Below are 21003 nucleotides of genomic sequence, written 5' to 3'. Positions count from 1 at the left end.
CACCTACAAAGCTCTCACTACGTCTTTTATCAAAGGTGGACCTTCGTATATAAAACCCGAATAAACCTGAACAAGTTTAGCGCCTGCTTCAATTTTTTCTTTAGCATCTTGCCCGCTGGCAATACCACCAACGCCAATAATCGGTAGCTTGTCGTCAAGCGCTTTTGCTAACAAGCGAATGACTTCTGTACTTTTGCTTTTTACCGGTTGGCCGCTTAAACCGCCCTGCTCGCCGCCGTGTTCAAGGTTCTCAACACCTTCTCTTGATAATGTTGTGTTCGTTGCTATAACACCGTCAATGTTGTTATCGATTAAACACTGTGCAATAGAGCCAATTTCTTCTTCATTTAAATCTGGTGCAATTTTTACCGCTAAAGGTACGTATTTATCATACTGTTTAGCTAACGCCGTTTGTTCCGCTTTTAGAGCCGCTAATAAGCTATCTAAAGCGTCACCATATTGCAAGGCACGCAATCCAGGAGTATTAGGAGAGGAAATATTTACCGTAATGTAGCTTGCATGATTGTAAACTTTTTTCATGCAATGTATGTAATCATCTACCGCATTCTCTTCAGGAGTATCTTTATTTTTACCAATGTTAATACCTAAAACACCTCGAAACTTGGCCTTTCGTACTTGTTCTACTAAGTAATCAACACCTTTGTTATTAAAGCCCATACGATTAATGATGGCATTAGCTTCTGGTAATCTGAAAATACGAGGCTTATCGTTACCTGGTTGAGGTCGTGGCGTTACTGTGCCTACTTCAACAAAACCAAATCCCATTGCTGCAAAAGCAGGAATACACTCACCGTTTTTATCTAACCCAGCGGCTAAACCACATGGATTAGGGAAATGAAGTCCCATGACTTGAACAGGCTTTTCTTGCACATTTTGTTTATAGAATGCGTTTAATGGTGAAGCACCTGTTGATTTTAACCCTTTTATGGTTAGCTCATGAGCAGCTTCAGCATCAAGTTGGAATAGAACTTTACGAATTGCAGAATAAAACATATCACCTCAAGATAAATTAAGTACCGCATACTTTATCGGTAGATTTCGAGGTAATTTTAATATAAAAATCCCCGCTTGTGCGGGGATTTTAAAGTTTTATTTATTTGGATCACAATTTAAGCTTAATAACATCAGCTCTCGAAGCGCTACCGAGAATTTGGCAAACTCATGGTTTTGTCCAATTCTAAAGTCATCGAGAATGTGCTGCCAGCGCTCAAGCGGCTGAGCAAATTGCTCAAACCAAGCATCTAGCATAACTTCAACATCCTTACTTTCAGTATCATTGCGAAGAATAACGCCAGTAAGTGCACGTTGTTGCCAGTCTAATTCTTCACGGAAAGACGCTCTTGCAAGTGCTTGCCAGTGGTTAGTAACTGATTGGTTATTAATTTGATCTAAGAACCAGTGAAGATCTAAACGCGCACCTAACTTGAAGTATAGTTGTGCTACTAAATCAACATTTCGGCCATCTTGCTCAGTAAGCTCAGCAATATCCATCACAGAAAATAATGTGCTTAATAAAGAAATTCTCTTAGCAACAGCTTTTGGCGCACCAGCGTTAACTAGGTCTTTTTCTACACGCTTAAGCATTTGTACTTCATCATCAATCATAAAGTCGTGTAATTTATTCGACATAGTAGAGAAAGTATCACGGTAAATTGCGATAGTTTTCTCAATATCCCAGCTCTTATTACGGTGTCGCAAGAACCAACGAGTGGCACGTCTTACAGTTCTGCGTAATTGGAAAAGCATTTCCGTTTGCACCATGGTAGAAATCTTATTGTCTAATGAACTGATTTCTTCCCACATATCTGATAATTCAAATACCGCACTTGCCATTGCATAACAGTTAGCAATTTCAGCAACAGAGGCACCTGTTTCATCTGCCATACGATGAACAAAGTTAAAGCCCATATCGTTACCAATATTATTCGCTAACTTAGTCGCGATAATTTCAGCACGAAGTGGATGCTCTTGCATTTGATCAGCGTACTTTTCTTGTAACTGTTTAGGGAAAGACTCTATCAATAATCTATCGTGATATGGGTTTTCTGTAATTTCAGGACAAACCAAGTCTTCTTTCAATACCATTTTACTGTATGCAAGTAGTACTGAAAGCTCTGGGCGTGTTAAACCTTTACTTTGCGCTAAACGATCGGCAATTTCTTCATCGTTAGGGATAAACTCTAGCTCGCGGTCAAGTTTTCCTGCTTTTTCCATCGCATTAATGAAGCGAGTTTGTTCTTTTAATTGCGACGCACCACGCAATTCTGTGATAGATAGCGAGTGTGTTTGACGATAACAATCGTGTAATACGATTTCAGACACTTCGTCTGTCATATCATATAACAACTGGTTACGTTGCTTGATAGTTAAGTCGCCATTTTGAACCAAGCCATTTAGTAAGATCTTAATGTTAACTTCGTTATCTGAACAGTCTACACCACCAACGTTATCAACTGAGTCACTATTAATGCGACCACCGTTAGCTGCGTATTCTATACGACCTAACTGAGTTAAACCTAAGTTACCACCCTCACCGACAATTTTGGCGCGTAATTCATTACCGTTAATACGAAGAGAGTCATTGGCACGATCGCCAACATCAGCATGACTTTCTTTCGCACCTTTAACATAAGTACCGATACCACCGTTCCAAAGAAGATCTACCTTCATTTTTAAAATGGCTTGAATTAAATCGTTAGGCGCCATGCTTTGCTTTTGCGTGCCAAGCATTTTCTTAATTTGTGGCGTTAACTTAATTGACTTGTCATGACGGCTGAATATGCCACCACCTTCAGAGATTAAGTCAGTGTTATAATCTTCCCAAGTACAGCCTGGTAAATTAAATAGACGCTCACGCTCTTTGTACGTTGAAGCAGAATCAGGATCTGGGTCAATAAAGATGTGCATATGGTTGAACGCTGCTTGTAAGCGAATATGCTTAGATAACAACATACCATTACCAAATACGTCACCTGCCATGTCACCGACACCGATACAGGTAAAATCAGTAGTTTGACAGTCGATATCCATTTCACGGAAGTGACGTTTAACAGATTCCCAAGCACCTTTAGCGGTAATACCCATACCTTTATGGTCATAACCAACACTGCCGCCAGAAGCGAATGCATCGCCTAACCAATGGTTGTACTCATCAGAAATTTCATTTGCGATATCAGAGAAGGTTGCAGTACCTTTATCGGCAGCAACAACTAAATATGCATCGTCTTCATCATGACGAACCACATTTTCTGGTGGAACAATCTCACCTTTAACGATGTTATCGGTAATATCTAATAAACCACGAATAAAGGTGCGGTAACATTCTTTACCGGCTTCAAAAATTTCTTGTCTTGAACCATTTGGTAGCTGTTTACATACAAAACCACCCTTTGCACCCACTGGCACAATAACGGTGTTTTTAACTTGTTGAGCTTTAACAAGACCAAGCACTTCTGTACGGAAATCTTCTCGACGATCTGACCAACGTAAACCACCACGCGCAACTTTACCACCACGTAAGTGAACACCTTCAACTTGTGGAGAATAAACAAATATTTCAAACGCTGGTATTGGTTGTGGAATGTCAGAGATTTCTTTCGGCGTTATTTTAAAAGAAATATATGACTTCTCACCCGTTTCTTTATGTGGTTGGAAATAGTTGGTACGAATAGTCGCATTAATCATTTCTACAAAGCGACGAATAATACGGTCATCATCCAGGTTAGCAACCTTATCTAATGAAGCTTCGATATCTTCTAGAAGCTTACTGATAGTTTTCGGGTTTTGCTTACCTTTAGGATCAAAACGAAGCACAAATAACTTAATTAGCTGTTCTGCGATATTCGGGTAACGCGCAAAAGTATCTTCAATATAGTTTTGACTGAAAGTACCACCAATTTGGCGCTCGTATTTAGCATACGCACGTAAGATTGACACTTCACGGCCACCTAATTGCGCGCCTAGAATCAATCGGTTGAACCCGTCATCTTCTAATCTACCAGTCCATACTTTGGCAAAAGCATCTTGGAAAAGCATCTGTACTTTTTCTAATGCAAACTTACTATCGCCTGTTAAAAGCATAGAAAAGTCGAGTATCCAACACATTTCGCCGTCGGATGTCGTTACTAAATAAGGGCTTTCACCAATAACTCGCAAACCAAAGTTTTCAAGCATAGGTAAAACATCAGAAAGATGCAGAGGTTCGCCAGTATGGAATAGCTTCAACTTAACGAAATTACTACCCGCTTTTTCTTCTTGCGGTTGGTAAAACAACATTTCAAGCTTATCAGAACCAGAAACTAACTCTAACTTTTCGATATCTACGATAGCTGTGCCTGGTAATACTTCATCTTTGTATGCTTGAGGGAAACTGGTGTACTTGCGGCTAAGCGCTTTACCAATTTCTTCACCCTTGTGGCTGTTTAGTGCGTCGGCTAATTTATCATCCCAACTACGTGCCGCTTGGTTTAAGTTATTTTCTAGTTCTTTCACGTTAATTTCTGCTTTGGTTGATTTTACGCGGACAATGTAATGTGTACGAGCTTGCGCTGACTCAGAGAAGAAAGTCGTAAACTCAACTTCTTGGTCACTACCAAATGCTTCTTGAAGCAACTGCTGTGTTTGGATACGTAAAGCTGTGTTATAGCGTTCACGACGAACATAAACCATACATGAGTAAAAACGGTCAAATGCATCGCGACGAATGAATAGTCCAGAATAGTCGCGCTCTTGCATTTGAAAAATACCTAATACATTTTTCAAAAGCTCTTCAGGGCGAGACTGTAAAATCTCGTCTCGAGGGTAAGTTTCTAAGATGTTGATCAAAGTTTTGTATGCGTGTGTGCCTTTACCGTAGCCAGAAGCTTCACAAACATCTTTAACTTTAGCGCTGATCATAGGTAAATCTAGTGCGCTATTGGTGTAATAAGCTGAACCGAATAAACCAACAAATCGCTCTTCACCGACAACTTTGCCGTTCTTATCAAAGCGCTTAACGCCGATATAATCTAAATGAGCGGGACGATGTACACGCGAACGCGAGTTTGTTTTAGTTAAGATAAGTAAGTTATCGCCAAGGGCTATCTCGCGAGCTGACTCACTTAAAGAACTTAACAGTCTTTCTTCAGTACCCGAAGATTGCTTCATTAAGCCTAAGCTTGAATCATTCGTTGCACATAAAGCGCTATCACCTTTCAACGCTTTCAAGTCGTACGAACGGTAACCGAGTAACGTAAAGTTATTATCTAAAATCCACTTTAAGAAGGCTAAGCTTTCTTTTTTCTCTTCGTCAGAGCATGGCAACTTCGCTTTCGTTGTTTCTTCAATGACATTTTTAAGCTTTTCTGTCATTGCTTGCCAATCATTGACAGTAATAGCGATGTCGCTAAGAACCGATTTTAACTCGCTAGTGATGTTATCTAATACATCTTGCTCTGTTTGACGATCTATCTCAATAAAGAAAACCGTTTCTGTAGAAGTCGCTTTTAGGCGTTTGTTTGAAGAAGGTGCAAGTTTTTTAATCGCACCTTTATCGTCTCTAACTAACTTAATTGGGCTATTAAGCATTAAGTGTGGCGATAAGCCTAGTCGACTTAAAGCGATGCGAACTGAATCTACCAAAAATGGCATGTCACTGACGATAATTTCAATTACCGTATGACTAGACTTCCAACCATGTTTTGACACTTGCGGGTTGAACACTTTAATGACAGGTTCACCGTCGCGAGAGTCATTTAAAGAATTCCATAAACTGAGGGTTGCACCGTACATGTCACTGTCATTACGGTGAGCCAAATCCATGTGGGAAATATTGTTGTATAGGACTTCCGCAAATTGTTCCACAAGTGGAGCGGTATCTGCTGGAACTTTTTGTTTAATAAGTTGTGCTACATTTGAAAGTATCACTGAGGGTAAACCATCAACTAACGCCATGCCGTTTTCCTTTTTGAAAAAACGATTTTTTAAGTAATAAATATTTGTATTTTTATATATGTCTATCAGAATAGACCATAAATAGAATTTTATTAATAAACTTAGGCTATTGCGAGCAATTTTTTCACATCAGACCAGTGTGCTATTGCCCTAATTATGGGGTTATTCAGTGTTTATGCAATGCGAGTAAATAGAAAATGGCCCTGAGGCCATTTTCGTGTTTATTTATGCAGATGAAAATTTTCATCTAATTGATCAATTTTTTTTCGGCGCCCACAAAAAGCTGGCAATTGCCGGTAAAACTGTTATGGCTGCGATCATATTCACTAGGAACATAAAGGTTAACAGTATTCCCATGTCCATTTGGAATTTCAGATCTGAGAAGAACCAAGTGGATACACCAATCGCTAATGTGACACCCGTTAACAGCACAGCACTACCGCGCTCTTGTAACGCGCCCATATAGGCCTCTTGTACTGGCATACCATTTTTCAACTTAATACTCATAGTAGACAGAATATAGATACCGTAATCGACACCAATACCCACACCTAACGCGATAACTGGCAAGGTAGACACAGTTAGTCCTATGTCTAGCACCGTCATCAACCACTGCGCTAATGTCGACACAACATAGAGAGGAACAACTACAGCAATAGTTGCGCGAACACTTCTAAATGAAATTAAACAAAGTAATATTACTGCACCGTACACGTAGATCATCATAGGTGTTTGCGCTGCTGCAACGGCTTCATTGGTAGCTGCCATAACACCAATAGGGCCAGACGCAAGCTTAAAGGTCAACAGGTCATTATTTAACTCTGCGATAGCAGTTTTCGCTTCAGCGACAACACGATCAATAGTTTCTGCCTTGTGGTCTTCTAAAAATAGAATAACTGGCATGACGGAGCATTCATTATTCAATAGGCCCGTTGAACTAGGTATGTTAGATAATGCTTGTGCCAAGGCGTATTGATTTGGCGAAATGATGCGCCACTTTAAATTGCCTTCGTAATATCCAGCGTTAATAACTTTCATCACAGATGGTAAACTGGCCGCAGATTGCACTCCTGCTATATTTTCCATTCGCCATTGGAATTCATCCATGGTTTTCAGTACGGAAGAATCAGTACATGCATTTGCTGTTGTTTCAACGATTACAGACATGTAGTCAACGCTTATCGCATATCTGTCCGTAATCAAGAAAGTATCTTGGTTATAACGCGAGCTTTCATGCAATGATGGAGCACCTGCGTGTAGTTCACCAATTTTTAAATGTTTAGATTGGTTAAAGCCAATTGCAAACAATACCGCCGTTACGACTAAAATGATAATAGCATTCTTTCTTTCGGTGAGGTTTGCCATAAATTGCCATTGTTGTCTGGCTTGTTCATCTGTTTTTGGTTTACTTGGCGCAACATTTAAAAACGAGATAATTACAGGTAATAGCAATAAGTTTGTGAAAATGATTGCCGCAACACCTAAAGAAGCGGTAATCGCTAGCTCACGAATAATACCGATATCAATGGATAATAAGGTGATAAAGCCTACTGTATCTGATATCAGTGCTGCACCACCTGGAATAATCAAACTCCTAAAAGCAAATTGTGCTGCTGCTTTAGTTGAATGCCCTGTTGCAACATTTTTACCTATCGCGTTGATCATTTGCACGCCATGACTTACACCTATAGCAAACACTAAAAATGGCACTAAGATAGACATTGGATCTAACCCAAACCCTATCGAAGAAAGCAGTCCCATTTGCCATACTACGGCGATCAATGACGTCGCTATCGGCAATAAAGTTAGTGAAATAGAGCGACTAAACCAAAAAACCATAATAGTAGTAATCGCGATAGCTACACCGAAGAATAAAACGACACCTTTCGCTCCTTCAGCAACATCGCCTACCATTTTAGTAAAACCTATGACATGAACCGTTATATTGCCCTTTTCATACGGTTGCCTTACTTCATTTTCTAGTTTTCCAGCAAGAGCAATTGAATCTAATTTTTCGCCCGTTTCTGGGTGATGTTCAAGAAGCGTAGCGGTTACCATTGCACAGCTGTAGTCATCGGCAACGATCCGGCCAACAATACCTGCTTTTTCTATATTTGCTTTAACAACAGACAAGCCTTGTTCGTTCGCGACGAAATCTGCGGGAACCACTGGACCACCAGCAAAGCCATCTTCAACAACCTCTACAAAGCGTGTACTTGGCGAATATAACGACTTAACATGAGTTCGATTAACACCCGGAATAAAGAAAAGCTGATCGTGAACACCTTTAAGAGCATCAAAAAACTCAGGATTAAATATATCCCCGTCTTTATGACAAACAGAAATAAGTACATTATTAGCACCGCCGAAATCTTCCCTATGTTTTAAATAGGTTTTCATGTACTCATGATTTAACGGAATATTTTTAGTAAATGCTGCGTCCAATCGGATTTGCGACGCCATCATGATTAAATAGCAAGTAACAGCTAAAAATAGTGTTAGCACTAAACCTCTGTGCCTAAAAACACCAACTTCAATTTTATCTATCAGCTCATCTACTTTCATATTAATTGCCTATTTTTATTACTTTGATGCCAACTTCTGAGGCAATAACTAATTCATTGTTAAAAACTACACCTTGGATAAGTGCTTTACCATCAGGCTCTGTTTTTAACCGATAACTGACGCCATCGTCTTCTGACACTAGCAGAGTCCCATTATTTCCGAGAACATAAATCGAATTATTGGGTGCAGAAACTATGCTATTTAACAAAGAGGTTACACCCGTTTCTGTTTCGTCCCACGGGGCACCATTTTTCAAACTTCTAAAGCTATGACCACGTAAGCCTACAGCAAGCAAATTTCCTTGTTGAGTGCGAGCGATGTCATAAAAAGAACCATGATAAATTTCATCATATCTTTGCCAAGTTTTACCAAAGTCATTGCTTTTAGCTAGCAATCCAAGCTCGCCTGCTAAATAAGTTGTTCTACCATCCATATAGATTCGGTTAAAATGAGGCAATATGCTCGCTCTTTCTTCTAAGTAAGCTTGTTCATCTTCTTGACGCAATTCTTCAAGGTATTCTTTATCTTCTTCTAACAATAAAGACGTATGATATTCGCGCTGCCACGACTTCCCGCCATCGACAGTTCGATAAAATAACCCGTAAGCGCCTATAGCAACGCCCTCCTGAGCATTTCTAAAAGCGACATCCATTAGAGGTTTTTCTTGTTCAGGCAAGAATTGTTGGATTTCCCATGTATTGCCAGAATCTTGCGTGTGCAAAATGACACTGTCGTGCCCTACGATCCAACCAACTTTGTCATCGACAAAGGTAACAGCAGTTAAGGTAGATTGAACTGGAGAGGACACCTGCTGCCAAGTTTTTGCATCTCCGCTTATTAATATGTGGCCTCGCTCCCCAACAGCAATGAGAAAAGCTTCATTCGCTGAGGCAACATCAAATAACATTGATTTACTTGCTAATGGCGACTGAATAGAGGGAACTGGCTGCTGCTTAGCAAAAGCGGCACAGGTGCAACAAAGGAGAGTAATGTAAATAAATCGATTAAGCACAAATATGAACCTTATTTAACAAAAAAGGCTGGCATCAAGCCAGCCATTTTAACTAAGTTAACCTTATCGGTTATCTCGTTGCAAGGCACGAGAAGTAAACTGAACGTTTTTAAGTTTAGCTGAAAAATCATACATTTTGTTTTCATTGTCTAAACCAATCGCAATGTAACGTTTGGAGTTTAGATCATGAAATACATCTAATGTAGACCACTGCGTAGGTACTTCATAGTAGTTAATGCCATGGGCCATACCTACACGGTATAGCTCATCGCGATCATCATAAATATCAGTAACCGCAATTTGCCAGCTGTCTTCGTCAATAAAGAATACTCGTTTCTTATAAATATGACGTGTATTGTCCTTCAAATTCGCTTCTACTACCCATACACGGTGCTTTTCATAGCGTACGAATTCAGGGTTAATATGGCCTGGTTGAACAATTTGATCATAGGTAATTTTATCACTGTGCAAACGATAGTCGTTGTAAGGGATAAGTAATTCTTTTTTACCGACAAGCGTCCAGTTGTATCTGTTTGGCGCGCCATTGAACATGTCAAAATCGTCAGTTGTGCGTAAGCCATCAGACGCTGTACCCGGTGCATCATAAGCTACAGTAGGTGCTTTTTGAGCGCGACGAATACCCTTGTTGTAAATCCAAGCTTGACGCTCTGTCTTAATTTGATCCATGGTTTCGTGTACTAATAGTGCAGTACCAACAAGCTTAGATGGCTCAGTAACTCTTTGTTTAAACTTAAACAAAATATTGGTTTTTTCGAGCTCTTCTGGTGATGCACCTTTTACACCATAAGGGATCATTAACTGCTCATCGAAACCAATATAGGTGAAATCACCTGATTTAGTTGGTGTTACCTGTCCCCCCTCTCGCGTTAATGCTTCACCACGATAACGAAGAATATGATTCCAAATTGCTTCTAAACCATTTTGTGGAATTGGAAAAGGTACACCTACCGCCGCTTGTGTAATACCATTACCGTCCTGAATAAGCTCGGAGCGGGCGGCATTCTTTAACGTCTCATCATATACATGTTGAGGATACGATGCAGAACGACGCGTTTGGTATACATTCATTTTGAATGTTTCTGGGTAAGTCTCAAACATTTTGATCTGACCCGGAGTTAGGAACTCTTTATATTCACCAACATTTTTCGCTGTAACAGTGTACTGAACTTTATCCTGTGAATAAGGATCAGGGTGATGCATGCCTGGTTTATAGCCGGCTGGTACTTCAGTAATTCCACCTGTCCACTCTGGAATGCTGCCGTCAGCATTTGCGCCACGTACTGCGCCCATTGGAGTTAGCTCATTCGACAATTTTTTTACTTGTTGTTCATCGACTTTAGCATGTGCTAGCCCAGTAAATGCTAAGCTTACAGCTAATGATAGTAATGTTTTATTTTTCATTTACTTACGCCCTATAAAGAATACTTCACATTAAAGGAGACATAATCTCTGTCTTCCATTTTGTTGGTCGTGCCTACGCCACCCCAAAAACCATTGTAGCTAATATCAGCTGACCAGCGGCTTTGATAATCAAACGTTACACCAGCAGAAATCGATTTTCTGTCTTCAACAAACAAGAACAGAGGATCTGGAGTTATACCGCTTACATCATGAGAGAACACCATACGAGGTGTCACGTTAATACCAGCAAATACATTGGTATAATCAAGTTTTGCGACAAAACGATAGCCCCAAGCAAAATCATCTGGGAAAGGATTCGTTTCAACACCGTCTTGAATACCTAACTCAAGACCTTCTTTGCCTTCAATACCACCGTTTCTAGCAGTACCTGGACCGTTCAAACGAAGTTCACTTTCGTCTGGCATGTCGCGAATATCGATACCACCTACTTCAAGTAGTGTTGTAAATTGACTTGCGCCAATACTTGGGCCCCAGAAACGTGTTAACGTCATCTGTGCTTGTAAAGTATCAGAAAGGATATAACCATTTGCTGTTTCACCCGGAGCAAACACTGGCATTTGTGATACACCATCTAAGTCTGGGCGTTCAACATCATCGTGTACATCAGGATGAGCTAATTGTTGAGGCATTGCCGCGAACAACAATTCAACATCATCTATTTGAAGCGGTTCATCTTGACGGTATGTCACTTCACCAGATATCGCCGTTCCCATCACTGTTGAGTTAAAGCTTAATGCATAAAGTTTAATATCTTCAGGGTAAGTTAGTATAACTTTAGAAAAAGCATTTAAATCTGTGTAGTTACTGTAATCTATTTCATTTTGCGCTAAGAATTGTAAATCTTGCGCTACCGCAGCTTCTGTAAAGTTAGCTGTTACACCAGAGAATAGCGGTCTACGGCTATGATAATTGATGTAATATAAGCTTAGTTCGGTTTCGTTAAACTCAGGTAGGAACCAAGAAAAACGAAGACCGTATTGGCCACCATCATCAGGTTCTTGAACTCCACTAGAACCAGACCCCTTCAAAGTGATCTTAGTTGGGTAAGCATAATATGCTGCACCCGCAGTTGCCGCCAAAACAGGGTCGCCTGAACGAAGCATACCACCTAACTCGTTCATACCAGCAATCACAGTATCTAGATCAATATCTGGGTTACCAGTAAAGCCTAATTGAACGTTATTAAAGTGTCCGCCGTCGCCAGCAAAATCATTTGTTGAAAAGTAACTGCCAGGCGTAGGAAGTACTGTGTTTTCCCATTGGTACTGGTAAAACATTTCAACATTGAAGTTTTCAGTAACACCTAATGAAGCCCAAACAGCACCAAAAGGAATAAAAGCTTCAGTTAACTCAGCACCAGGTGCTCTTAAACGAGCAATATCCACCGGGTTGATTTCACTAATACCGTGAGAAATAAGTGTACTTTCACCCCAACCTATTACTTGTTGACCGATTCTTACAGAAAACGGCATTTCGCCGATATCAAAATCACCGTAAAAGTAGGCATCTAATAAGCGAATATCATTACAGACTTGAGACTCTGCTTCGCTATCGCGACATGGATCATGAGTTTTGCCAGAAACAGGGTTCGTCCACGGACGATCATTATCTGTCATTTCAAAGTCAAAAAAGTACATGCCACGTAAAAACAAACCCATGTTGTCTTTGCGAATATCTAATTCGTGTGTACCTTTAAACAAGCGAGAAAACGTATCACCTGCATCGTAATTTAAATTGCCTTGATCTCCATTATTAGAGTAGCTACCGGCACCTTCCCAAATATCAGCATTAATTGGCTTGGCATTAAACGCTGTGTGATAATTTGAAAAATCAAAACCATTATTCAAATTATTGGATTTACCGACATTTGCTCCCCAATTGCGATCTTCAACACGCCAACTTGCACCTAATGAAAAGGTAGAGTCAAAGCGTATTTCAAAATCACCAAGATCAAAGTTCGAAGCAACTGATTGATTTGCAACTGATGCCAATAATGCAGTTGAAATAACAGCTGCTAGTGGCTTTTTGCAAAATTGATTCAATGGGCTACGTTTCATTATTTTCTCCCCAGACCCGAAACGATACTTTATTTTTATATCTCGCTTATTCAGCTATCCTTTAAACACTAAAATTTGAAGGATAAATATACTGTTAAGACAAGTGTAGTATAAAACAATCATTGCATCATTTTCTTTGCTAGGCAAGAGATAAAAACTCGATTGAAACGCCTTGAATTACTAGGAATTCAGTACAAAACCAAGCACTGCACACAACACCGTTTAAAACAACCGTTTAAAACATGAAATAATGAGTTAGAAAAACACTAGGCATCTATTAATATTCACCGCAGCGGGTTTAACTGGTCGGTGGTCAAACAACAATCACATGGTCTGACCACTGTTTAAAGCATTCACTCTAATATGATAATTTTGTTAAAGAAATAAATTTATTTTCTGCAGTTTCAAGACAAAATCGGCCATATACACCTGATGGTGTTAAAAACTTTCTCAGGTGCATGGCAGGAAATTGAACTCTCTGACCATTGTCAGCAGTAACGACAATGTTCTGCACAAGACCTTGGTAATAAGGTAAGTAGTCTTGTGCAGATAAGCTAATTGAAAAGTAATATCTCATGACCTTATTTTAATGCAGCTTCCAGCTTTTCTTTTAGGTCATTACACAGAGAAGGTAATTGTGCTATTGATTCAAGCTCAGCCTTCATCAGTGTTTGTCTTACTTCATCGAATTGCTTAAATTGAATCAGCGGAGTAATTAATACCGAGGCAACTTGCGGATTAATGTCATTCATTTTAGCAATGTAACCTGCAAGAAACTTATAACCCCTACCCGTCTCACAGTGGAAATAACGAGAATTCATTCTTGAAAAAGCACCTAGTAATGAGCGTGCACGATTAGGATTTTTTAGGGTAAACAGAGGGTGTTCAACCAAAGATTCAAGTTTATTGAAAATATTATCTGTCTTTTGACAAGCAGCAATAGTAAACCATTTATCCATAACAGTATTAGTGTCTTGCCACTTTTGTTCAAATTTTGCCATCAACATATCGAAAACATCTTCGGTATTGTCACCAGCACACTTTAAGCTGGCAAGGCTATCTGTCATATTCGTTGCTTTGTTGAACTGCTCGGCAATAAATCGCTGTTTAGGCTCAAATAAAGATAAGTATGTTAGGCAAGCATTTTTAAGCTCTCTTTCACCAACACTTATGTCATTTTCATTGATGCCTGATAACTGTAAATATTTCTGTTCCAACAGTTCAGATAAAGTTTCAGCAACCTGTAGCGCTAACGCATCTATAGCGTTCAAAAGCTTTATAGGGTTTAAGTTTTCATAGTTACCTTGAAGCTCTTCTAAGTCAGGAATCATTAACTGCTGAGCTAATAGAGCAGGATCTTCCGTTGTTGAAAACAGCGCTTTTAAGTGACTAGAAAAAGTATCTGACAAGCGATAATTTTCATCAGCCATTAAACTGTTTATCGCCTTGGCAAACAATACTTGTCCTGCATCCCACTTGTTAAAGGGATCTGAAGCTTGTGACATAATTCGGCACAAAGCTTCTTCTGACTGGTCATATTTAACTTTAACAGGAGCCGAGAAATTAGCTAAAGGCGCAACGATATAGTCACTGTCGATATTTTCAAACGAAAAAGTTTGCTCTTCATCTTTTAATTCTAATAGATGTGAGCTTGCAGATTCTTCAGTGATAATTTCAATCAAGATAGGAATATGTAGATTCTTTTTTTCTTGTTTGTCAGCAGTATCTGGGTGACTTTGCCTAATGGTAAGTTGCAACTGTTTTGATTCTAAAGCGTAATTTTCTCTAATCTCTATACTTGGTGTACCTGATTGACTATACCAACGTTTAAACAATGTTAGATCAATGCCGCTAGCATCAGACATAGCATCAACAAAATCATCACAAGTAACTGCCATGCCATCAAAACGCTCGAAATATAGGTCCATTCCTGCACGAAACTTTTCTTGTCCAAGTAAGGTATGAATCATGCGAATAACTTCAGCGCCTTTTTCATAAACTGTCATGGTATAAAAGTTATTCATCTCTAAAACCTTTTCAGGTCTAATTGGATGCGCCATCGGGCTTGCATCTTCAGCAAATTGAGCAGATCTAACCAAGCGAACATTTTTAATGCGGTTAACACCTGCCGAATGCATATCCGCGCTAAACTGTTGATCTCTAAAAACTGTTAACCCTTCTTTTAATGAAAGCTGGAACCAGTCACGACAAGTAACGCGATTCCCTGTCCAGTTATGGAAATATTCATGTGCTATCACAGCTTCAATATTAAAGTAGTCAGTGTCAGTTGCGCTTTCTTTATCAGCTAACACATATTTACTGTTAAAAACATTCAGGCCTTTATTTTCCATCGCGCCCATATTGAAAAAATCAACGGCGACTATCATGTAAACATCTAAATCATACGCTAAGCCGAATACTTCTTCGTCCCAAGCCATCGATTTCTTGAGTGACTCCATGGCGTGATTAGCTTTAGATAAATTGCCTTTATCGACGAAAATTTCAAGTGCGACTTCTCTGCCTTCACTTGTAGTAAAAGAGTCTTCTAATAAATCAAAGTCTCCCGCAACCAATGCAAATAAGTAACAAGGTTTAGGATGAGGATCATACCAACAGGCAAAGTGTTTACCATTTTCTAGATCGCCACTTTCTGTTTTGTTTCCATTGGCAAGTAAATAAGGGTAACTCGCTTTATCAGCCACTATCTTTACATTAAATACAGATAGAACATCAGGCCTATCAAGGTAATAACTGATGCGTCTGAAGCCTTCCGCTTCACATTGCGTACAAAATGCACCACCAGACTTATATAACCCTTCCAAAGCTGTGTTAGCCTCAGGGTTAATATCGGTGACAACAGTCAATGAAAATTCGTCTTGATCTATTTCAAGCGTTAAAGCCTCATCATTTACTTGAAACTGAGATGACGTTAGCACCTGATTATTTAGCTGAACGCTAATTAACGTTAGATGCTCACCGTCTAATGTTAATTGTTTTGCCCCTGCTACTTGCCTTTTGATTCGCATGGTATTAGTAACACGCGTAGCCATTGGGTTTAGTTCAAACAAAAGTTCCGTTGATTCTATCGTAAAATCACTTACGCGATAGTCTGCAAGAATGCGGGCGCTATTTTTAGCCATCAAACACCTCTTAAAGTAAAATAAAAAAGCCTGCTAAGTTTTTCATTTTAGCAGGCTTTTAATCAAAGTTTGTACTGTATTATTCGTCTGTTATTTTTTTAATTTTAAAACCTACATAACCGTAAATGATTGCGATGATCGGGTTTATTAAATTGAAGAAACAATACATGATAAATTCGTAGTTGGTTAGCGCTAATGCACCAAACATAAAGGCACCACATGTGTTCCAAGGGATAAGTGGTGAAGTAATAGTACCTGAATCTTCTAATGTACGACTTAAAACAACTGGCGCAAGTTTACGACGTTCATATTCTTCTTTATACATGCGTCCAGGCATTACAATCGCCATATATTGGTCAGCTGTAATTAAGTTGGTACCTATACACGTAGCCACTGTGCTAGCAATTAAACTGCCTGTTGATTTAGCGGCAGCTAAAATAGATTCAACAAACTTTCTTAGCATTCCTAAGTGTTCTAGTACCGCACCAAAGCTAAGGGCACACATAACAAGCCATATCGTATTAAGCATGCTTGACATACCACCACGACTCAACAGCTCATCTATTTCTTTGTTACCAGTATTAACAACAACACCGTCAAAAAACGCTGTCCAAATCACGGTAATATTCGCCGTTAACTGTTTAACATCGTCTCCAGCCATAGAAAGAATCAAATCTTGCTGGAAAATCGCTGCCCAAATACCACCAATTAAAGCGCCTATAGCAACTGCAGGGAATGCTGGCATCTTTTTATAAGCTAAAAACAATAGCACGAATAGAGGCAACAGATTTAAAGCAGAGATGTTATAGGTTGATACTAGTGTATTGGTTAACGTTTCAATACTTTCTGTCGTGCCTGGATTACTTGAAGAGTGACTAATGCCGATAAACAAAAACAAAATAAAAGCGATAGATATAGACGGAACTGTCGTCCATAACATGTAGCGTATATGAGAAAACAATTCACTACCGGCTACTGCTGGAGCCAAGTTAGTTGTTTCTGACAACGGAGACAATTTATCACCAAAATAAGCACCTGAAATGACTGCACCAGCTGTAACAGCTGTAGACATTTCAAAACCATTGGCGATACCAATAAAAGCGACACCTACCGTAGCGGCTGTAGTCCACGAACTACCGATGCTCATCGCAACGATGCCACAAACCAAACACGCAGCAGCGTAAAACCAACTAGGGTGAATAATTTGTAAACCGTAATAGATTAATGTCGGAACTGTCCCAGACAATAGCCAAGTACCTATCAACGCACCTACGGTGAGTAGAATGAGTACTGCGCCTAAAGATAAAGATATGCCATTAACTATGGCCTTTTCAATTGAATGCCACGTATAGCCGTTTCTAAGGCCAATAACAATGGCAATCCCCATACTAAACATTAGCGCTATTTGATTGGGTCCATACGATGAATTATCAGCGAAGTAGCTTACACCAGCTGACAACAACACAATCAAGGCAATGATTGGTATAAAAGCTTGTAAGGTTGAAGGAGATTTAGGTTGTTCGGATATGCTCATAGTATTTTAATTATAATTCGTTATAGTCGTTATTATCTTAACTTGCCGCACTAAAATGCCGTGTGTTCCTCTTGAGTGCAAGTACTTTTACGATATTTAGCTTTAAAACGAAAGATGTGGACAATAAACACCCACATTTAAGTGTCAAAACACAATATCGCTTTACTGTATAAGGTATAAAAAAACCGCCATCTGGCGGTTCTTTCATTTTATTGATTTACTTTTTAACTATTTTTCCAAGTTCTATCAAGTCAAAAGTAATTTTAGCCGTTTCATCTAAAAACGGGTCTAGCTCTTCTAGCTCTTCTGGAAGGTCGTCAAGCGATTTAATCGGCTCCTTGCCCATCAGTTTTAATCTTTCGTTTGCTCTCACCAATTGCTTAGCTTTGCGTTCTTCACGTTTAGCTTTACGCTCTTTCAAATTAAGCGAAATTGATTTTCTGTCTTTCTCAAGCTGATACTCTTCAATGTCGTTGAGCAAATAATTAAACTCAGGGTCTGCTTTAATTCGCTCATTATGAAGAGACGTCAAATAAGCAATGTTTTGGCCTAAATTAGACAACGTTTTATAGTTTGCACGTGGCACTTTATCCCATGGTAACGCGTTTTCTTCTTTGCTCTCTCCCCAGTCTCCTGGTTCAATCGCACTTGGGAATGCGATATCTGGTAATACGCCTTTGTGTTGAGTGCTGCCACCGTTGATACGATAAAACTTAGCAATAGTGTATTGAATGCTGCCTAATGGCTTTTCGTACATATCATAAACACGACCTAACGGACGGTGCTGTTGCACAGTGCCTTTACCGAAAGTATGTTCACCAACAATGACACCACGACCATAGTCTTGAATTGCTGCAGAAAATATTTCTGACGCAGATGCACTATATCGATCCACCATGACGGTTAAAGGGCCACCATAATACGTGACACCATCTTTATCGTGGTTAACTGATACCCTATTCGCATTGTCACGAATTTGAACAACCGGACCTTTATCAATAAACAAACCTGTTAGCAAAGTTGCTTCTGTTAAAGAGCCACCGCCATTGCCACGTAAATCAACAATAATGCCGTCTACGTTTTCATCGTTTAACTTATCAATTTCTTTCTTAACATCACGCGAAAGATTATTGTAAAAGCTTGGAATATTAATCACACCAAGTTTACGGCTAGTCTCTACGCCTTCGTTCTCATAAATAACTTCAGATTTCGCGGCGCGATCTTCTAAAATAATTTTATCACGAACAATAGAAACCACTTTAACGCTCGATTCGTCAACCGCTTCACCTGGTAGTACCTGCAAGCGCACTTTGGTCCCTTTCGGGCCTTTGATAAGGTCAACGACGTCATCTAAGCGCCAGCCTATTACATCTTCAAACTTTTCATCGCCTTGCGAAACACCGACAATACGGTCTTTCGGTTTAAGTTGATTTGACTTATCCGCAGGGCCACCACTAACAATACTTTGGATAACGGTATAATCTTCTTCCGCTCGTAATACCGCCCCGATACCTTCTAATGAAAGGTTCATATCCATTTGAAAGCGTTCAGCGTTTCTAGGTGATAAGTAAGATGTATGTGGCTCAACTTCTCGTGCAAAGCTATTCATAACCACTTGAAAAACGTCTTCACTTTCGCTTTGCTTTAAACGCTTAATGGCGTAACGATAGCGCTTGCCAAGAATTTCTTGAACCTTCTCCCACTTTTTACCCGCTAGAGTCAAATTCAACGCGTCATATTTTACTTTTAAACGCCATAACTCATTTAACTCTTCTACAGAAGTTGGCCAAGGAGCGTCCTCGCGATCAAAGGTGTACACCTCTTTCTTGGTAAAGTCGAAAGGCTTATCTAGCAATGTTAAGGCATATTCGTAACGTTGCAGTCTGCGCTCTAGATTTTGATTAAAAATGTCAAAAGCAGCATCTAACTTTCCGCGACCAATATACATGTCAAAATCGTCACGATATTTAGTAAACTTTTCAATGTCTGACGCTAAAAACACATTACGCGCATAATCTAGAGATTTAATGTAACGGTCAAAGATTTGGCCCGAAAGCTCATCGTTCATTTGAACTTCTTTATAATGAGCTCGGGTAAATTGGGCAGTAATTCTTTTACTAGAAGTGGCATGCTGAGATTCAGGCATAAGCACTGGTAAGGGTTTATCTTTAACATCAGACGTTGTGGCTATCGCCCCAAGGCTTGATAAAGAAAGTGATACGGCAAGTGCTATACGACAAAATTTCTGCATGCTTGCTACTCCAAATTATTCTGTGAAAATGTTCTTGCTTTGAGTTTTGACAACCATTCCTGAACTAAGTTGCACAGTTACATCATCACCTGAAACTTCAGTGATAACTGCATCCATAGGTGCGTTACCTAATTGAACCTTAACTGCCTTACCCACAGCGACCGAATCGGAAGATATAGGTGTAAGTTTAGCGGCTACTTTAGATTGTGCACGTTTACTTGAAGACACATTTTTAAACTTAGCGCGCTCTTTGCCTTTGTTAGGTTGTCTCTCGCCCTTGTTTTCTGGGCTCTTACCTTTATACGGTTTTTTAGGTTTCGCGTCTTTAGTATTTTTGTTACCAAATTTTTCTTGGCTCTCTTTTAACGTTTTAGCTGCGTAATCTGCTTGCTCTTGGTCAATCTCGGCAACTTCTTTACCGTCAACGTCTACACGATGTGCACCCGCTTTTACTGACTTAAGGTAGCGCCAGCTACTCGTGTAATGTCTTAGCGCTTGACGCAAGCGAGTCTTGCTCACCTTTTCATCATCAGCCAAACGTTCAGCTAAATCTTGAAAAATACCGACTTTTAGCGGTTTAGCGGGGCCTTGCGCAGAAAAACACTCAGGAAATTTTTCAGCTAAATAGCCGACGATTTCTTTTACACTGATGCGCTTTTGTTCAGTTTCAACTTCTTTAGTACCTGTTTCTGTTGTTTCTGGTACTTCTTGTTCAGTTTTAGTTTCCATAAATAACTACTTTTACTTTAAAGTTAACTTACTCAGTTAAATATTGTGTTCGGTTTAACAATAGGTGGTAACACCAATCGCTAATATCATCTTGTTCAATTTCAGCAAGCGCATCTTGACCAATCCAGTTTTCCCAAACCAACTCTAATAATTGGATTAATACTTCTGGTTCGATGTCATCCTCAGCCATATCATACAATGTATGGTATATCTGATTGATGTTCTCTGTGACTTGCTCCTCTTCACCATCCCAGTCACCTACAACAGATTCTGAGACTAAATAATCGTGAATAACAACGAGTTCTTTCATCTAAGCTATT

At 39.5% G+C, this 21003-nt stretch carries 12 protein-coding genes; all 12 read right to left on the bottom strand.

Annotated elements, in window-relative coordinates; translation table 11 throughout:
* Nucleotides 1-3: 3 nt before the first annotated feature.
* A complete protein-coding gene (gene pyrD, locus ACOB80_RS06030; protein WP_473164924.1) occupies nucleotides 4-1014 on the bottom strand; it encodes a quinone-dependent dihydroorotate dehydrogenase in 1011 nt (336 codons plus the stop codon).
* A gap of 96 nt (nucleotides 1015-1110) precedes the next feature.
* A complete protein-coding gene (locus ACOB80_RS06025) occupies nucleotides 1111-5952 on the bottom strand; it encodes an NAD-glutamate dehydrogenase (RefSeq protein WP_473164923.1) in 4842 nt (1613 codons plus the stop codon).
* Between the two features lie 255 nt (nucleotides 5953-6207).
* On the bottom strand, nucleotides 6208-8517 hold the full coding sequence (locus ACOB80_RS06020; RefSeq protein WP_473164922.1) for an efflux RND transporter permease subunit: 2310 nt from the start codon (nucleotides 8515-8517) through the stop codon (nucleotides 6208-6210).
* Nucleotide 8518: 1 nt separating this feature from the next.
* Nucleotides 8519-9529 carry a WD40/YVTN/BNR-like repeat-containing protein gene (locus tag ACOB80_RS06015; protein ID WP_473164921.1) on the bottom strand — a complete coding sequence of 337 codons (1011 nt, stop codon included), beginning with the start codon at nucleotides 9527-9529 and terminating at the stop codon, nucleotides 8519-8521.
* 63 nt (nucleotides 9530-9592) lie between these two features.
* A complete protein-coding gene (locus ACOB80_RS06010; protein WP_473164920.1) occupies nucleotides 9593-10951 on the bottom strand; it encodes a DUF1329 domain-containing protein in 1359 nt (452 codons plus the stop codon).
* Nucleotides 10952-10962: 11 nt separating this feature from the next.
* Entirely contained in the window at nucleotides 10963-13029 is a 2067-nt protein-coding gene (locus ACOB80_RS06005; RefSeq protein WP_473164919.1) for a DUF1302 domain-containing protein, read from the bottom strand.
* Between the two features lie 358 nt (nucleotides 13030-13387).
* Nucleotides 13388-13606: a DUF2835 domain-containing protein gene (locus ACOB80_RS06000; protein WP_473164918.1), complete on the bottom strand. Its 219-nt coding sequence runs from the start codon at nucleotides 13604-13606 to the stop codon at nucleotides 13388-13390.
* Between the two features lie 4 nt (nucleotides 13607-13610).
* Nucleotides 13611-16169 carry an aminopeptidase N gene (gene pepN / locus ACOB80_RS05995; protein WP_473164917.1) on the bottom strand — a complete coding sequence of 853 codons (2559 nt, stop codon included), beginning with the start codon at nucleotides 16167-16169 and terminating at the stop codon, nucleotides 13611-13613.
* A 79-nt stretch (nucleotides 16170-16248) separates the two neighbouring features.
* Nucleotides 16249-17703 (bottom strand): Na+/H+ antiporter NhaC, encoded by a 1455-nt coding sequence (gene nhaC, locus ACOB80_RS05990; protein ID WP_473164916.1) that lies wholly within the window; start codon nucleotides 17701-17703, stop codon nucleotides 16249-16251.
* 217 nt (nucleotides 17704-17920) lie between these two features.
* The gene (prc, locus tag ACOB80_RS05985; RefSeq protein ID WP_473164915.1) at nucleotides 17921-19954 is read right to left on the bottom strand and encodes a carboxy terminal-processing peptidase; all 2034 of its coding nucleotides are present in this window, start codon (nucleotides 19952-19954) and stop codon (nucleotides 17921-17923) included.
* 15 nt (nucleotides 19955-19969) lie between these two features.
* Nucleotides 19970-20683: an RNA chaperone ProQ gene (proQ, locus tag ACOB80_RS05980; protein WP_473164914.1), complete on the bottom strand. Its 714-nt coding sequence runs from the start codon at nucleotides 20681-20683 to the stop codon at nucleotides 19970-19972.
* A gap of 28 nt (nucleotides 20684-20711) precedes the next feature.
* Nucleotides 20712-20993, bottom strand: a complete 282-nt coding sequence (locus ACOB80_RS05975; RefSeq protein WP_473164913.1) for a hypothetical protein — start codon at nucleotides 20991-20993, stop codon at nucleotides 20712-20714.
* Between the last annotated feature and the right edge of the window lie 10 nt (nucleotides 20994-21003).

This window comes from Thalassotalea coralli, assembly GCF_055786205.1.
The sequence above is the reverse complement of the archived record's forward strand: the minus strand, read 5'-3'. Positions and strand labels throughout refer to the sequence as shown.

Bases quoted from the DNA above. Each gene is read 5' to 3' on its own strand.
- pyrD (WP_473164924.1), bottom strand. From the start codon at position 1,014: ATGTTTTATTCTGCAATTCGTAAAGTTCTATTCCAACTTGATGCTGAA.
- ACOB80_RS06025 (WP_473164923.1), bottom strand. From the start codon at position 5,952: ATGGCGTTAGTTGATGGTTTACCCTCAGTGATACTTTCAAATGTAGCA.
- prc (WP_473164915.1), bottom strand. From the start codon at position 19,954: ATGCAGAAATTTTGTCGTATAGCACTTGCCGTATCACTTTCTTTATCA.
- ACOB80_RS06000 (WP_473164918.1), bottom strand. From the start codon at position 13,606: ATGAGATATTACTTTTCAATTAGCTTATCTGCACAAGACTACTTACCT.
- ACOB80_RS06005 (WP_473164919.1), bottom strand. From the start codon at position 13,029: ATGAAACGTAGCCCATTGAATCAATTTTGCAAAAAGCCACTAGCAGCT.
- ACOB80_RS06020 (WP_473164922.1), bottom strand. From the start codon at position 8,517: ATGAAAGTAGATGAGCTGATAGATAAAATTGAAGTTGGTGTTTTTAGG.
- proQ (WP_473164914.1), bottom strand. From the start codon at position 20,683: ATGGAAACTAAAACTGAACAAGAAGTACCAGAAACAACAGAAACAGGT.
- pepN (WP_473164917.1), bottom strand. From the start codon at position 16,169: ATGGCTAAAAATAGCGCCCGCATTCTTGCAGACTATCGCGTAAGTGAT.
- ACOB80_RS06010 (WP_473164920.1), bottom strand. From the start codon at position 10,951: ATGAAAAATAAAACATTACTATCATTAGCTGTAAGCTTAGCATTTACT.
- ACOB80_RS05975 (WP_473164913.1), bottom strand. From the start codon at position 20,993: ATGAAAGAACTCGTTGTTATTCACGATTATTTAGTCTCAGAATCTGTT.
- nhaC (WP_473164916.1), bottom strand. From the start codon at position 17,703: ATGAGCATATCCGAACAACCTAAATCTCCTTCAACCTTACAAGCTTTT.